Origin of the sequence: Paenibacillus sp. RC67 (assembly GCF_030020805.1) — a bacterium.
Classification (GTDB): Bacteria; Bacillota; Bacilli; order Paenibacillales; family NBRC-103111; genus Paenibacillus_S.
This window is the reverse complement of the sequence record NZ_CP125098.1, coordinates 7,832,740-7,848,579: the sequence shown is the minus strand read 5'-3', so window position 1 is coordinate 7,848,579 and position 15,840 is coordinate 7,832,740. Positions and strand designations below refer to the sequence as shown.

Here is a 15,840-nt window from a genome sequence, read left to right as displayed (position 1 = left end):
GTACAAATCGGTTTACACGCTTCCCTTAACATCCTCAGCTATAATCTGATAAGAGCGAAGGCGTGCTTGATGGTCATAGATTTGTCCGGTAATAATGAACTCATCTGCCTGCGTCTGCTGAAGGAAATACTCCAGCTTGTCCCGGACGGTATCTTTATTTCCAGCAATCGAATAGCTTAGCTGTTTGCGGACAATCGCCTTTTCCTGCTCTGTCCAGAGAGTGTCCATACTATCTACTGGAGGCTTTAATTGACCCGTTCTTCCGCGAATAATATTCAGGAACTGCTGCTCGTGTGAGGTGGCCAATCTAAGGGCTTCTTCGTCCGTGTCCGCTGCAACGATGTTAACGCCGACCATCACGTAAGGCTGCTCCAGTACTTCTGAAGGCCGGAAGCTGCTGCGATACAGCTGTAGAGCCGCAAGCAAGTAATCCGGCGCAAAATGGCTTGCGAAGGCAAACGGCAGTCCGAGATGACCTGCCAGTTGGGCGCTGAAGCCGCTGGAGCCTAGAAGCCAGATTGGAATATCCAAGCCTTCGCCGGGAACGGCTCTTACGCCCATGGGACGGGAGTCGATAGCCGTAGGATTCAGATAAGCGCGCAGTTCGGCCAGCTGCTCGGGGAAATCGTTGCCGTCGCTGCCAAGCCCGCGGCGCAAAGCTCTCATGGCGGGCTGATCGGAGCCCGGCGCTCTGCCGAGACCAAGATCGATGCGCCCTGGGTACATGGATTCCAATGTCCCGAATTGCTCCGCAATCATTAAGGGAGCGTGGTTCGGCAGCATAATGCCGCCCGACCCGACGCGGATCTTGGACGTACCAGCGGCTACATAGCCGATGACCAGAGATGTTGCAGAGCTGGCGATTCCCGGCATGTTATGGTGCTCTGCAAGCCAGTATCGGTTGTAGCCCCATTGTTCGGCATGTTGGGCCAGATCGAGTGTATTACGGAAAGAATCCGCTGGCGTATTGCCTTCTCTGACCGGGGCCAAATCAAGAATAGATAATGGAATGTCCTGGATTCGTTTTGTTACTGCTTCGCTCACTAGAATCACCCTCCTAATATCGGTTTACGAGATACGTAGTTTCTAACGGTGACTTTCATTAACAAGGAACCCCAGCGCCTTGGTTCAAGGCAGGGGTTCGAGCCTAGTTCCTATTGCGGATTTGTCGTCCAAATCCCTGCCGCTTTAATAAATACCCGCTGTGGCAGCTGTAATGTAGCCAGAATGAGCTCAGCCACATCTTCGGGCTGCATCATGCGATCCTCGTCGCCTATTTTGAGTCCTGCATTTAGAGCCAAATCGGTATTAACCGTGCTTGGCGTCAGGGCCGTAACGCGAATATTCGATTTGCGCACTTCCTGCAGCAGCGACTCGGTTAATCCGAGTACGGCGAATTTGGAAGCGCAGTAAGCAGAGCCTGTAGCGAAGCCGCGTTCTCCTGCAGTTGAAGCGACATTAATGATGGAACCGTTTTGCTGCTCCAGCATCGTTGGCAGCGCGGCACGAGTCACATAGTACGTTCCCATCAGATTTGTCTGAATGATGCGTTCCCACTGTTCGGATTCCATATCGAGCAAGGTTCCGAATTGGGCAATCCCCGCATTGTTGATCAAAATATCAAGTGAGCCTAACTCACTAATCAAATTTCCGATGGCTTGATCCACTTCTGTTTTATTGGTAATGTCAGCCGAAGCCACATAAGCTTGAATTCCATAAGTGTCTTTCAAAGTGGCTTGAAGGGCTTCGAGCTCTGCGCGGTTTCTTGCCAACAGACCAAGATGAACACCTTCTTTGGCCAGTGCCGTGGCTGCTGCTTTTCCGATTCCTTTACCTGCTCCGGTAATAATGGCTGTTTTATTGCGTAATTCCATCGCGATCTCTCCCACTAATCTATTTTTTGAACCAATCAGGCAATATTAACATGATTCCCTATGGTGACTTTAGCATGAGAGCCAATAATTTGTATGAAGGCCCTCATGATAATTATTATATATTATATACACTTATACAAGTACCCACCTTTTTGTTAGATAGTATACTTTATATACTATTGATCTATACAAGCTTGCTACCTTCCTGATGAGATTGCCAAAAAGAGCCGTGATTCCACGGCCCTCTACTCTCCCGAATTAGACTAGATGTCCCCGACCAATGAGGAGCTTCCAGATATTTTCCAAGATTTAAATTTTCAAGCTCACAACAAGCATGATACCCAAAGTCATGACAATGATAGCGCTCATCGATATCAAGTACCCCTTAATCGGAGGCTGCTGAGTAATGCCAGCATCTGCACCCAGCCGTTTTCTGACTTTACTTCCCAATATACCTGTCAAAATAAGCCCAAGCAAAATGACGGTGCCTCCACCTTTTTCCATGACCTGCAGCCATAATGGCTTCTCCGGTCCCATTCCCATCTGAACAATCATATAGACGCCGCTGATTAACACCAGGACGGCTCCCGGATGAGCGAACATGCTGAAGGTACGGATAACTCGTTTTGCGAGCACACTGGATTCCTGGGCAGCCAGCTGATGCTTTAGCATGCCCAGCATAATAACAATGGCCAGTAATGCTCCTAACCAAGCGATTAAACCCGCCAAATGAACAAACAGCATAAAATTAAACATATGGTAATCCCCCCGTATTGTTATTTCAAGCATTTGATATAGAGGCTGCTGCCTCGCAAGTTTCTTCTTACTGACAACACAAATTTTAGGGGGGTAATATGAACGGACAATGAACGGGAGGTTACAGGGCAAATACCGGATTGACAATAATCAGCTCGGCTGATACTGTATTAATTAATTAATACAGTGATACTGTGCTTACATCTACGGAGGCTGGCTATGATGGAATTTAACCAAAAAGAACCGATTTATACCCAAATTATCGAAGACATCAAAATAAAGTTCATGAACGGTACTTATCAGCCGGGCCAAGAGATTCCGTCACGTCGAGAGCTTGCCAAAAGACTTGGAGTCAATCCCAATACGATTCAAAGAGCATACAGAGAAATGGAGGATATGAAATTGATTGTGACCGCTAGGGGGCAAGGGAGCTTCATGACGAGCGATGTCCAAATACTAGAATCACTTCGTGAGGAGGCGCTGGACGCCGCGGTAAGTCAAAGCATCGAAATCCTGCGCTCTTTTGGGAAGTCGGATGAAGAAATATTGGATACGATAAAAAAATATTTGGGAAGGGGAGCAGCTCAATGATTAGAGTAGCGCATGCTGTCAAGACGTTCGGAAATAAAAAGGCGTTGAACGATATATCCTTTACTGCTGGGGAAGGTCAAATCGTTGGAATGCTTGGGACTAACGGAGCGGGGAAATCTACGGCTCTTAAAGCTATTGCCGGACTTACTCGATTGGATAGCGGTCAAATCACGATAGATAGCAAATCCCCTTGCTTGGAGACGAGAGGTATGCTGACTTACTTGCCCGATGTAGATGTCTGGTATCCATGGATGACATTGTCAGATGCCATGGGATTTATGAAAGATATGTATTGGGACTGGGACGACCAGAAGGCCCGTCACTTGCTTGATTTTTTTGAACTAACGACGGCAGCATCGATTCGGCAGGCTTCCAAAGGGACACGGGCCAAGATGAAGCTGCTGCTGGCGTTAAGTCGGCAAGCGAAATATTTGCTTATGGATGAACCCTTCTCCGGGATCGATCCTTTCGCAAGACAGCAGATCGCGCAAGCGATTGTAGAGGATTTCATGGAAGAAGGTCAGACCATTCTCATTACGACCCATGAACTATCCGAGGTTGAAGTTATGCTGGATGAGGTTCTCTTTATGCATGAAGGCAGTCTGCTGCTTACTGGCCACGTAGAGACGTTAAAACAGGAAAGAAACCAGTCGTTAATGGAAATTTTGAAAGAGGTGTATGACCATGCACGCGTTTAAAAGACTCCTATTTACCGACCTGCGAAATCGGAGAAACACGTTGATGGTTGCGCTCGGAGCAACGGTTCTCCTCAATATAGCAATCATTGTCTTAATACTTCAACTATTTTTGCCCGAAGGGTTAGATATCGTTACGCTTCTGGACATAGTCGTATTTTCCGTGATGCTGCTTATTCCATTTCTGCGCTGCTTTTCATCATGGAGGGAGGAGTGGAGGCAGTATGGCATTTATCATTTGTTAATTCTTCCTGTCCCTAGAATCTATCTGCTTCTTTCGAAATATATTTCTATCGTATGGGAAGTGCTGCTTATAACGGCGGTTATGATCATTGGGCTCTCGGTGCAGTACGGAGTTAGCGGCGGCAAGCTGTTCAGGGCAGAGCCTTTGATTACATTTGAGTGGTCTAAGCTGGGGCTTATGGCTCAATGGTTTCTTTTACTAACGACTGTGATATTTTTAAGCTTCATGAGTGTTCTAGCAGGGAAATGGTGTGGTAAATGGTCCTCCTTGGTTGCTTTTATCAGCTTTGTTGCAGGTGCGGTATTATGGAGCATAGCTTATATAAACTTTCCGTCCATCTACACCTTGATCGTTATGGCACTGCTGTTCTTTACGGCGAGCGTATATTTGCTGGAAAAGAAAGTAGGTGTCGAATGAAAAAGCCTTCTTTTCTCGGAGAGTTCCTCGTAAACTCAGGACAAGTGGGCAGTGTAATCCCGAGCTCGGGGTTCTTAATCCGCAAAATGCTGCCGGTTACTTTGCCTTGGCACAAAATGGATCAGATCGCAGAGCTTGGCCCTGGTACGGGTGTGTTTACTGAGTATATTCAGCGACATAGAAATGCTTCAAGCCAATTATTTTTGTTTGAACAAAACGAAGCTTTCCGAAGCGATTTGGCGAGACGATATCCAGATCTGACCCTATGTGATGACGCTCTTAGGTTGGGTGAAATTGTAAGGGATACTGGCAAACCGTTCGACCTGATCATTTCGGGGCTTCCCTTTGCGAACTTTTCTTACGAGCTGAAGGAACAACTGTTTGATGCGATACACGATGCTTTAGCGGAAAACGGAACTTTTGTGGCTTTTCAATATACGCTGCTGCTGAAGGAGCATTTTCGGATGCATTTCCCAACGATGGATACGGGATACACTTGGATGAATATTCCTCCGGCATGGGTGTTTAAGTGTAAAAAAGGAAGTTCTAGGACGCTAGCCGCGGACATAATTTGACGCAGAGCCAATAAAGTCAGAATGTTCCACATGAAACAATTCCCTATCTTCTTAGCAGTTAAAAGTTCTTTTTAGCACAGAGGTTAATGAGCTATAAGCTATCTGATGCCTTGTTGAAAATATAGGATTACGAGGAAGCTAAGGAAGCGATCCAATCGCTGAATAGCGGGGATGAGCTGGTTGTAGATTTTGATTGTATTCAAGCGACAGAAAGCATTCCTCTGGGCAGCTGAAGAAGGCCATACGATTACGGAGTATGAACAAATCGGTGATGCTTCATGGACGATTACGGTTAAGAAGAAATAAGTATATCTTATACAAAAAAGGCATCCCGTCGCTTAAGACGAGGATGCCATTTATTTCTCGCGTTCCCATCTCGGCTGTATTTGTCCATGTACCGTTTATTTATCCAGTATGTGGAGCGGCTTATCATGAAGCTGAGGATGTTGTATCGCAGGCATATCGGGAATGGGCTTTTTTCCTTTCGCATAATCCCAGGCGATTTTGGCAAGCCAGCCGCACAATAGGATGTTCAAGATTGAAGTAACGAACAAGGTAATGCTATAGGATCCGCCTCCGAAAGATGAATGGTACAAGATATCGTAGGTATTCATAAATATCGTCAAGCTGAACCCGATGGACAGCCACAGCAGTCGTCTATCCTGCAGATAGGCAAAGGCTAACAGCGCCAGCGCTGCGGCAGGAAATAAATATCTCTCGTGCATACTTGTAGAGAAAGTGAAAACCCCTGCAATTTGGATCAGCGCCGCAGCCGCGGCGAAGCGGACATTCCCACACTTTGCATACATCCACCAAGAGAATAAGGTAATGGCAACTATAAAGGCCATTCCCCATGTATGATAATCGAACAGGAACAGGGTAACGGTGTCCTTCGTATAGTTCGCTCCGAGAAGAGCAAACAAATTATAAGCATTGACCGATGCGTACGGATATTCGTTGACGGTTCCCGTATAAAGCTTCAAGAGCCAAGATGGGTCTTGGCCAAGTGAGAACGGAATGATCACAACCAGTACGGTTAGTATCGCAGAGCCTGCGGCAATAAGCCAAGGCTTCACTTGCCTCATTCGGACAAGCTCAAAGAACAGGACTGGGAGGTAAATGATCCCTTGCGGTTTCATTAGCACGGATACAGTTAAGAGTACGGTGGCCCAGCCTATTTTTTTGCTGTAGAGGAGCATTAGCGATCCAACCACTAATAGGGTGAAGAACGAATCCACCTGTCCCCAAAAGGTAGAATTAATGAAAATAGCCGGATTCCCAATATAGAGAGCCGCAATCAGCAGGATGATCTCGAACGATACGAACTTGCGCGCCGCCCGATAAAGCAGGTACGCAGTTGCTGCATCGGCAGCCATCGACGGAAGCTTGAGCAGCAGTGAGTAGTAAGGGCTCAAGGCTGGATTAGCAGCAAGCTTGCCGGTAACGTACAAAATATATACATAGAACGGTGGGTAGTCGCTCGAACCGTTCAAGTAAAAGCCGGGTAAGCTCTTCGCGGCGGATGTCGCCCAGCTCTTAAACAAGTTCAAGTCCATATGCCCCGGAATCCATGGAGCTGCAGCGATCCGCAGGAATAGTCCTGTCCCCAATATGGACCACACCCATATTCGCTGCTCCCTCTCTTGAAGCTGCAGTGTGCCGCGGCCTCGGCGAGTCAGGTATAGTGCGGCTGCCGCTGCACCAAAGAATAGAACGGCGTACCCTGCGAGCGGTACGGCATATTTAGAGGAGGTGCTCGAGCCGCCCATCGCGGGCCCGCCGAATCGCCCGCCGCCCTGTCCAGGCATACCTCGTCCGCTTCCTGTATTTCCAATGTGATCGAGAGATCCATCTATGGTGCCTGAATTTGCCGCAGGGGGCTGCTGCCGCTCGGCCGTACTCCTACGATTATCAGAGGAAGGAGTGGACGACTGCCCTTCATGTACGTTTTCCTTGCCAGTAGCGAAGCTTCCTCTTTGCTGTCCGAAACCTCCTTGCGGAGAGCCTTGCTGCCATGAAGAAGTACCTGCCGCAGAGGTATTGCCGTAGCTCCATAACGAATAGACGCAAGTCCCTATTGATAGAAGCAGGATAAGGAGCAGGGCTGCACTTGTTTTATGGTTTTTCAAGAGAGACATGAGGCATTCTCCCTCCTTGGTCATTGTCTAAGTATATGACCTATTATGGCTCTAGAAACTGAAATACAGCTTAAGAGCAGCTGACAGTTGGCTTAATGTTTAGGGATGAAATAAACAGGGGTTGACAACAACTAAGAAATGTAACTATAATGGTTACAGGTGATGGCCGCTGAGGTTAGCTAACGATGACAAGTTGACTGAAGTAGGCTGCATTTTTTTAGACAAACATGTAACTATTGTTGTTACAAATCGGAAGATCGGGCTTACACGGCCCTTTGTATAATCTGTGAAAGGAGATGAATACTACGTTATGACTTTAAGGATTCAAGCTTATTCCGATTTTATATGCCCCTTTTGCTTTTTGGCGAAAGCGCCGCTAGAAGAAGCGATTCGGGATAAGGACGTGGAGATCGAATGGATGCCGTTTGAGCTACGTCCTAATCCTGCACCTCCTATCGATCCGTGGGAGGACCCCTCGAAGCTGAAAGGCTGGGAATCTTACATTACTCCGACTGCCCAAAAGTGGGGAGTAGACATGAAGCTTCCTCGAGTATCGCCGCATCCATATACCGGATTAGCCTTTGAAGGCTTCCATTATGCTAGCGAGCAGGGGAAGGGTAATGAATATATAAATAAGGTTTTTCGGGCATTCTTCCAAGATGAGCAGGACATTGGTAATCCAGAAATACTCACTAAGGTTGCAGTGGAAATCGGGCTGAATGAGGTAGAGTTTCGAGATGCGTTGGCAACCGGTCGATATAAGCAAGCTCAAGAGACAGCCCTTCAACATGCTTATGAGAAGGCTGGTATAACGGCAGTTCCTACCTTCATTATTGGAGATGAGCGGCTGCAGGGAGCCGTAGGAAAAGAAATGATTGAACAGGTAATCGAGCGGCAGCTCGCTAAAGGAAAATCTGGCTTAACCGAGGGGTTAAGCTGCAAGCTGGATGAAACTTGCTAATTCTTATTTTATATAAAACAACATACATTAGGAGGAATTATCAATGAAAATCGCAGTTATCGGAGCAGCAGGAAAAGCAGGAAGCCTAATCGTACAGGAAGCGGTAAGCAGGGGTCATCAAGTGACGGCTTTCGTAAGAGACGCTTCTAAAGTCAATGATCAAGGTATTGCAGTAGTGGAGAAAGACGTATTCAAGCTTACCGCGGATGATATTAAAGGGTTTGACGCCGTGGTGAATGCTTTTGGAGCGCCTGCAGGGCAAGAGCATTTGCATGTGGAAGCAGGAAAAGTGCTGATTGAAGCGCTGAAGGGTGCGCCACAAACAAGATTGATCGTAGTAGGTGGAGCGGGCAGCCTGTTCGTTGACGAGCAAAAAACGGTACGTTTGGTAAATACGCCGGAATTCCCTAAAGAGTATTTTGCAACGGCGTCGAATCAAGGTAAAAATCTTGAAGATCTGCAGCAATCTACGGGCATTAAATGGACGTTCATCAGTCCTTCTGCTTTCTTTAATCCGGAAGGAAGAAGAACAGGCACCTATCAAAAAGGGAAAGACAACCTGCTGGTGAACTCGCAAGGAAACAGCCATGTGAGCTATGCAGACTATGCAATCGCCTTAGTGGATGAAATCGAACAACCGCAGCATATTAACGAACGCTTTACTGTAGTTGGCGAAGCTTAATATAACAAGGAAAGCATCAAAGACCGATAACGTCTTTGATGCTTTTTTATGCTGATCACGTAAAATTACTTAACGCCAATCCGCATCCGGTAGCTGAACATGACCTCCAACGTTCTTCCTTGGAAGTACGCTTCTACATCCGCTTTGAATGTGGCGATATCGGCATCCAAGTCGGAGGCCCCCAGCTTGAACACAGTTTGCAGTCCGCCTTGACTAAGCGTCAGCCCCACATAGCGTTGGGCGTTGCAAAGCTCCGAGTTGTGGAACACGATTTCCTTCGTGAACCGGAACTTGCCGCTCTCTCGGATACGCTGCAGATGCTTATCCTTGCTCCATCTGTGTGCTTGCTCGGGTTCTTGCACAAGCCGAGTGATCGTATCATCTGCTTTTTGAATCAGGTTATTGTATTGTTCCTCAATCGACCATGTCAGAGTAGGCGGCCAATCGCAATCATAAGCGGCGAACACCCCGCCCGGGATCAGTACACGGGATATTTCATTTAAGGTGCTCACAGGCTCCATCCAGTGAAACGATTGGGAGCATGTAATGATATCGACGGAATCGGACTCCATATCCAGTTCATTGGAGAAGCATTTCATGAATGTGATATGGTCCGCATTCTTCAGAGCAGAGGCTTTCTGCACCGCTTTTCCCCGCATATCGTCATTGGGCTCGACGCCGATGATACGCTGGGCAGAGTCCTTCCAAATAAATGAGGACAGCCCGGTTCCACAGCCGATATCGGCAACGACCGACGGCCTTTTTCCTAAATAGGTTGAGACAATCTCAATTACTTTGAGAGGAGCCTCAGGGCGGTTGGTATCATAAACATCTTCAAAACCTGAGAACCGATCCACATTACTTTTTAAATTGCCTTCCGGTATCATAGGTACCCTCCGTTCGTTCATCTGCTTCAAGTTCACTCGATCCTATAAATCCATTGATGTGACTACATTGTACCAAGCTGTATAAAAAAGGTTCAAGTGCGGAGTTTGTCCTTCATTGACGGAAGCGGCTGCGAAATATACAATGGAAACCGAGGGGGCGTATAATAGTTTCCTTGGTTTCTGTCATCGGAGGTTATAGTCATGGATGAAGTCATACGATTACGCATCTTGCAAGCGGCAGCAGAGCTATTCAAAGCTAAAGGGTATCGCAGCGCGACCTTAAGCGAGCTCGCTTCGGAGCTGGGTATGAGCAAGAAGACATTATATACGTATTTCACTGGCAAAGAGCAGATCGCGGAAGCAGTTCTGGAGCTTACACTGAGTACAATCGAAAGCCGAATTGCCAAAGCCAAAAAGATACAGGGTAGTCCTATTGAGGTATTCCGTGCCGTCTTTACAAGCATTAAGCGGGAGATCCTACAGTTGAATCCGTTATTTCTGGAGGACGTACAAAAGTTCATTCCCGGGTTATGGAGCCGATTGGAGGCGTTTCGGGCACACCAGCTGTCTTTTATGGAAGAGCTGCTTGTACAGGCTCAGCAGCAAGGGTTGATCCGCAACCTGAATCCGAAGCTTACATCCGTTATCCTGATGGATAGCATTCAACGTTATGTGCGGCCGGATTTTGCAGCCAAGCATGGGGTGGCGATGGTAGAAGTCGCAGACACATTATTCACGTTGTTATTTGAAGGGATCCGAGCAAACGACAAGGAATAAGGAGAGTGTGTGGGATGGACGGCTGCGTATTGGATTTTCAACAGATCGATAAATTTAGTTTGCCGCTTGTGGGAGGTAAAGGAGCCAACCTGGGGGAAATGACTCGTGCCGGCTTTAATGTTCCGCCTGGTTTTTGCGTGACGACGGCAGCCTATCGGGCATTTATCGAACAAAGCGACCTGATGGAGACCTATTTTGGGCGTCTGGAGGGTGTGAAAGCCGATCAATTAGAGGAAATCACAGCACTCGGTAACGATATTCGCGACTATTTGGTCACTGTAACCATTCCAGCTGAGATTGAGGCCAGCGTTCTTGAGCATTGGCGTCAATCGGGCGAACATAAATCGTATGCCGTTCGTTCCAGCGCGACTGCAGAGGATTTGCCTTCCGCTTCTTTCGCGGGGCAGCAGGACACTTATTTGAATGTGCGGGGTGAGGAGCAGCTGCTTCAATCGATCCGCAAATGCTGGGCCTCTTTGTTCACGGCCCGGGCGATATCGTATAGGGCGAAGAATGGCTTCGATCATCGTTCGGTGCTTTTATCCGTCGTAGTACAGCAAATGATATTCCCCGAGGTATCGGGCATTATGTTCACGGCAGATCCAATCAGTGGTCATAGAGGGATCGTTTCGATTGACGCCAGCTTCGGGCTGGGGGAAGCTCTGGTATCCGGGATCGTATCGGCCGATCTGTATCAGGTTCGATCGGGCGAGATCGTATCGAAGAAGATCGCGAAGAAGAAGGTAGCTGTCTTCTCTTTACCCGAGGGCGGGACGGAGACGCGAGATTTGCCGGCAGAAATGCAGGAGAAGCAGGCGCTCAGTGATGGGTTAATTCATGAGCTTGCTGCGTTGGGGGAAAAGATTAAGGCTCATTACGGCACCGATCAGGATATTGAATGGTGTTATGAGGAAGGCAGACTCTACATTGTGCAAAGCCGTCCGATTACGTCGCTCTATCCGCTTCCCAAAGTATCAGTGAGTCCGGGAGAATCGCCTCACATTCTTCTTTCCTTTGGTCATCAGCAAATGATGACGGATGCTATGAAGCCTATGGGGCTGTCCGTATTGCGAACGGTAATCCCCTTCATTAAACCGTCGCTTCGAGAGGAGAGCAAGCTGACTTATACCGCAGGCGGAAGAATATTTATCGATATTACGAAGCTGTTCAACCTGAAGCCTGCCCGGAGGCTGTTTCCGAAGCTGCTAAGCGGGATCGACGAGCTGATGGCGAGCGGTGTCGCCGAGTATGTGCAGCGAGACTCCTTCGTGCGTGGCTTGGCGCCCGTGCCGGGACTTAAGCTGCATATTTTGCGATTTGTCGCACCTATTGCCGGAAGAGCTGTGCGCAATCTCTTGCTCGCTTCCCCTTCACAAGCGGCTCAAGAGGTGAAGGAATGGACGGAAGCCTTCGTGGAGCAGGGAGAAGCCCGACTGGCAGGCGCAGTTGGGGAGGAACGAATCCTTCGCATTCAGGAGCTGGCGGGATCGGTGCTTCTCACCCTGTTCCCTCGCGTTATGCCCTTTCCGTTGTCAGGCATTATCTCTTTGAGACTGGTCCAAGCATTGGCGGAGAAGTGGTTAGGAGATAAGGAAACGATCCATGTGCTTAATAAATCGCTGCCCGGCAACGTAACGAGCGAGCTGGGACTGATGATCGGCGATTTGGCCGATATCGCGAGGAAGCATCCGGAGGTTGCGGCGATCATTCAGGAGGGCAAGGACGATAGCTTGCGAAGCCGGCTGCACCAAGCAGAAGGTGGCGAAGCCTTCCTGCAGCAGTGGGATCGGTTTATGAAGCTGTACGGCATGCGCTGCCCGGGCGAGATCGATGTAACACGCAGGAGATGGCGCGATGATCCGGGGGCACTGCTTCCCTCGATCGAGAACCATATGCGCACGATGCAGCCGGGCGAGCATAGGGAGCGATTTGCGCAAGGTGCTGAGGAGGCTGAAGCGGCGGCCCGTGAGCTCATAAGCCGAGTACGTGAGCTGCCATTCGGATGGTTCAAAGCGAAGCTAATGTCTCGCATGATTCGAGTGTTCCGTCATATGATGGGTGTCCGGGAGCATCCAAAATATGTGATGATTCGTTTGTTCGGCTTCATCCGCCAAGCGCTATTGGAAGAGGCAAAGTCTTTGGTCGCCCAAGGCCTGCTTCAGACAGAGGAGGATATCTTCTATCTGACATTGGATGAAGTGCTCCAACTGACCCGAGGCGGAGCCACGGTCCACCTGACGGAGACGATTAGTGAGCGGAAGCGCGACTATGAGCGCTTCCAAGCTCTTACCCCTCCGCGGCTCATGACTAGCGAGGGCGAGATCATTACAGGTACCCTCCAACGGAAGGATGCGCCGGAAGGAGCTCTGATCGGCACACCCGTCTCGGTCGGTGTCGTGGAGGGCATCGCCCGCGTCGTGCTGCGTCCCGACGAAGCCAAGCTGAACAAGGGCGAGATCATGATCGCCCCGTTCACCGACCCGGGCTGGACGCCGCTGTTTCATTCCGCCATCGGCCTAGTCATGGAGGTCGGCGGGCTGATGACCCACGGCGCCGTAGTCGCACGGGAGTACGGCATTCCAGCCGTCGTCGGCATCGAAGGAGCCACCAGCCGAATCAAGGACGGCGATAGAATTCGCTTGGACGGCACCCGCGGCTTCGTGCTTATTTTGCATTTGAATGAGGCTTCAATAGAGCCGTAAGAATTGGATGGATATTTGCCATAAAGACGTCTTGCTAGCGACTCATCGACATAAGGGCGAGGGAGTTGCCCTGGGGGCGTCATTTTTAATGGAGAGCATTGAACAGATCTCGAGGCGTATTCGATGCATTTTCATAATCAGATGAACAAAAAGTGCAATACCGCAATAAGTTTCTTATTCGTTTGCAAAAAAGTGCAATTGCTTGCAAAGACAAACAGGCGTATGAATAAAGTATGTCATTCTGCCCCATTTCATTTTGTTTATAGGTTCATAAAGAATGATGCACTTTACGACTCAAGGAGATGTTGCGTGTGTCCAATCATTCGTCAGCTTTAAGTGAACAACCTAATCCCATACGGCCAAGGCAGATGGAGGATATAGGTCGCGGTCTCGTGGCTATTAAAGTAGACAAGGGGGTCTATGTCGGCTGGCGCCTTCTAGGGACCGAGCCGGACTCTATTGCCTTCAATGTATACCGCAACGGGGAGAAAGTGAATGCGGATCCGATCTGTTCAAGTACGAATTATATGGACGAACAGGGCCAGCTCGATTCCAGCTATACGGTTCGTGCTGTCATAGACGGATTGGAACTGGCTGGTTCTGAATCTCCGCCGACAGCCGTTTGGAGTAAAGAGTATTTGTCGATCCCACTACGTAAGCCGGAAGACGGGACGACACCTGACGGTATCGAGTATACATACAGCGCAAATGATGCCAGTGTGGGTGATTTGGATGGAGACGGCGAATACGAGATTATTCTCAAATGGGATCCTTCTAACTCCCACGATAACGCCCATAAGGGCTACACAGGCAATGTTTATTTGGACGCTTACAAAATGGACGGGCGGTTCTTGTGGCGGATCGATTTGGGTCGTAACATTCGTGCTGGCGCTCATTACACTCAGTTTTTAGTCTATGATTTTGACGGTGACGGCAAATCGGAAATTGCCTGTAAGACAGCGGACGGAACGGTGGACGGTCAAGGGACCGTCATAGGAGACGTGAACGCGGACTACCGTAATGAACGCGGCTTTATTATCGAGGGTCCTGAGTTTCTCACCGTTTTCGACGGAGTGACGGGGAAGGCGCTGGCTACGACCGACTACGATCCGCCACGTGGCGACGTATCCGCTTGGGGAGATTCCGTAGGCAATCGCGTGGATCGTTTTCTCGCTTGCGTAGCTTACTTAGATGGCGTAAGGCCGAGTCTTGTTATGTGCCGCGGCTACTACACGAGGACGGTGCTGGCTGCATTCAACTGGCGTGACGGTGAGCTGACGAAAGTATGGACGTTCGACAGCAATAATGAGGGCTACGCCGGCTATGCCGGGCAAGGCAACCATAGTGTCGCTGTAGCGGACGTTGATGGCGACGGCAAGGACGAAATCGTGTACGGTTCCTGCGTTATCGATCATGATGGCTCGGGACTTTATGTAACCGGCTTGGGACATGGGGATGCGATGCACGTGGGGAGCCTTAATCCGAATCGTCCAGGCTTGGAAGTGTATCAGGTCCATGAGAATCCTTCAAATAACGGAATTGAAGTACATGACGCTAAAACAGGAGAGATTTTGTGGGGCTTGCCATCCTCCTCTGACATCGGCCGAGGCCTTGCTGCTGATATCGATCCACGCTATGACGGGGCGGAAGTATGGTCATCGGATCATTGGAAAACAGGCGGCTGCGGGTTATACAGCATTACAGGCGAGAAAATAACGGATACGACACCTCAATCGTTCAATTTTGCCATATGGTGGGACGGCGACTTGCTGCGCGAGCTGCTTGACCATGAATATGATCCGTCTACAGGGATCGGGGAAGGCCGCATATACAAGTGGGATTACGAGAATGAGCGGCTGATCACGATCATGTCACCGGAAGGAATCCGTTCGAATAACGGAACTAAGGGCAACCCTTGCTTACAGGCTGATTTGTTCGGTGACTGGAGGGAGGAAGTGATCTGGCGTTCCGCCGACAGCACGGAGCTTCGAATTTACTCGACGACAGAGATGACAGAGCACAGGATTCATACGCTTATGCATGATCCGGTATATCGTTTGAGTGTCGCTTGGCAAAACGTCTGCTATAATCAGCCGCCGCATCCGGGCTTTTATTTGGGTCATGGCATGGAAAAGCCGCCGGCTCCGGCTATCTATGTCAATAAGAACAGTGAGTTGAAATAAGTGTATAGTAAAACAGGCTGGGGTAGAAGCTCCCGGCTTGTTTTTTTGCCGTCACCTAGGATCGCCGTATCCCTTTAATTCAACGTATTTCTTCACGGAAAAAGGAATTGTCAGCACTAATAGGATGTAGTATACTTTTTGAGAAAGCGCTTTCCCTACCGTAATTGGGATGAAATCCAGTTGCAGGATGAAAGATTGATTTCAAAAGACTGGGGGTGTTTCGAGGACTTAAGATTTTCCTGTGTTGTTTTCCAACTTGCCGCTCTGTTCAAATCACTCTCCACCTTACTTCCATTGCCGCTCATAATGACATGAACCTGGTTTAAATGCTTATCTCCACATCAATATAAGGACGTTT

The 15,840-nt window shown here is 48.9% G+C and carries 14 protein-coding genes and 1 pseudogene; 10 read left to right on the top strand and 5 right to left on the bottom strand.

Going from position 1 to position 15,840, the window contains the following annotated elements:
* Positions 1-12: 12 nt before the first annotated feature.
* The 3 genes from QMA13_RS35740 to QMA13_RS35730 form a co-directional block, all read right to left on the bottom strand.
* A complete protein-coding gene (locus QMA13_RS35740) occupies positions 13-1,044 on the bottom strand; it encodes an LLM class flavin-dependent oxidoreductase (RefSeq protein ID WP_282938542.1) in 1,032 nt (343 codons plus the stop codon).
* A 110-nt stretch (positions 1,045-1,154) separates the two neighbouring features.
* Entirely contained in the window at positions 1,155-1,874 is a 720-nt protein-coding gene (locus QMA13_RS35735) for a 3-ketoacyl-ACP reductase (protein WP_282938540.1), read from the bottom strand.
* A 309-nt stretch (positions 1,875-2,183) separates the two neighbouring features.
* A complete protein-coding gene (locus QMA13_RS35730) occupies positions 2,184-2,630 on the bottom strand; it encodes a hypothetical protein (RefSeq protein ID WP_282938538.1) in 447 nt (148 codons plus the stop codon).
* Positions 2,631-2,849: 219 nt separating this feature from the next.
* Between QMA13_RS35730 and QMA13_RS35725 the strand changes: the two genes are divergently transcribed.
* From QMA13_RS35725 to QMA13_RS35705, 5 genes and pseudogenes are all read left to right on the top strand, one after another.
* A complete protein-coding gene (locus tag QMA13_RS35725) occupies positions 2,850-3,221 on the top strand; it encodes a GntR family transcriptional regulator (protein WP_282938537.1) in 372 nt (123 codons plus the stop codon).
* On the top strand, positions 3,218-3,919 hold the full coding sequence (locus QMA13_RS35720; protein ID WP_282938536.1) for an ABC transporter ATP-binding protein: 702 nt from the start codon (positions 3,218-3,220) through the stop codon (positions 3,917-3,919). The genes QMA13_RS35725 and QMA13_RS35720 overlap by 4 nt, the downstream gene beginning before the upstream one ends.
* Positions 3,906-4,577 carry a hypothetical protein gene (locus QMA13_RS35715; protein WP_282938534.1) on the top strand — a complete coding sequence of 224 codons (672 nt, stop codon included), beginning with the start codon at positions 3,906-3,908 and terminating at the stop codon, positions 4,575-4,577. Before QMA13_RS35720 ends, QMA13_RS35715 begins: the two co-directional genes overlap by 14 nt.
* On the top strand, positions 4,574-5,152 hold the full coding sequence (locus QMA13_RS35710; protein WP_282938532.1) for a class I SAM-dependent methyltransferase: 579 nt from the start codon (positions 4,574-4,576) through the stop codon (positions 5,150-5,152). Before QMA13_RS35715 ends, QMA13_RS35710 begins: the two co-directional genes overlap by 4 nt.
* A gap of 158 nt (positions 5,153-5,310) precedes the next feature.
* Positions 5,311-5,458, top strand: a pseudogene (locus QMA13_RS35705) (sulfurtransferase TusA family protein); the annotation flags it as partial.
* Positions 5,459-5,553: 95 nt separating this feature from the next.
* Here QMA13_RS35705 and QMA13_RS35700 read toward each other — a convergent pair.
* Positions 5,554-7,290, bottom strand: a complete 1,737-nt coding sequence (locus tag QMA13_RS35700; protein WP_282938530.1) for a dolichyl pyrophosphate Man9GlcNAc2 alpha-1,3-glucosyltransferase — start codon at positions 7,288-7,290, stop codon at positions 5,554-5,556.
* Between the two features lie 310 nt (positions 7,291-7,600).
* Between QMA13_RS35700 and QMA13_RS35695 the strand changes: the two genes are divergently transcribed.
* Positions 7,601-8,251: a DsbA family oxidoreductase gene (locus QMA13_RS35695; protein WP_282938529.1), complete on the top strand. Its 651-nt coding sequence runs from the start codon at positions 7,601-7,603 to the stop codon at positions 8,249-8,251.
* Between the two features lie 43 nt (positions 8,252-8,294).
* On the top strand, positions 8,295-8,933 hold the full coding sequence (locus QMA13_RS35690; protein WP_282938528.1) for an NAD(P)-dependent oxidoreductase: 639 nt from the start codon (positions 8,295-8,297) through the stop codon (positions 8,931-8,933).
* Between the two features lie 65 nt (positions 8,934-8,998).
* Here the strand turns inward: QMA13_RS35690 and QMA13_RS35685 are convergent, their stop codons facing one another.
* Positions 8,999-9,820 (bottom strand): class I SAM-dependent methyltransferase, encoded by an 822-nt coding sequence (locus tag QMA13_RS35685; RefSeq protein WP_282938526.1) that lies wholly within the window; start codon positions 9,818-9,820, stop codon positions 8,999-9,001.
* A gap of 201 nt (positions 9,821-10,021) precedes the next feature.
* Between QMA13_RS35685 and QMA13_RS35680 the strand changes: the two genes are divergently transcribed.
* The 3 genes from QMA13_RS35680 (at position 10,022) to QMA13_RS35670 (ending at position 15,482) form a co-directional block, all read left to right on the top strand.
* Positions 10,022-10,597 (top strand): TetR/AcrR family transcriptional regulator, encoded by a 576-nt coding sequence (locus QMA13_RS35680; RefSeq protein WP_282938524.1) that lies wholly within the window; start codon positions 10,022-10,024, stop codon positions 10,595-10,597.
* A 14-nt stretch (positions 10,598-10,611) separates the two neighbouring features.
* Positions 10,612-13,299 carry a phosphoenolpyruvate synthase gene (locus tag QMA13_RS35675; RefSeq protein ID WP_282938523.1) on the top strand — a complete coding sequence of 896 codons (2,688 nt, stop codon included), beginning with the start codon at positions 10,612-10,614 and terminating at the stop codon, positions 13,297-13,299.
* A 302-nt stretch (positions 13,300-13,601) separates the two neighbouring features.
* Positions 13,602-15,482 (top strand): rhamnogalacturonan lyase, encoded by a 1,881-nt coding sequence (locus QMA13_RS35670; RefSeq protein WP_481858095.1) that lies wholly within the window; start codon positions 13,602-13,604, stop codon positions 15,480-15,482.
* Positions 15,483-15,840: the final 358 nt, after the last annotated feature.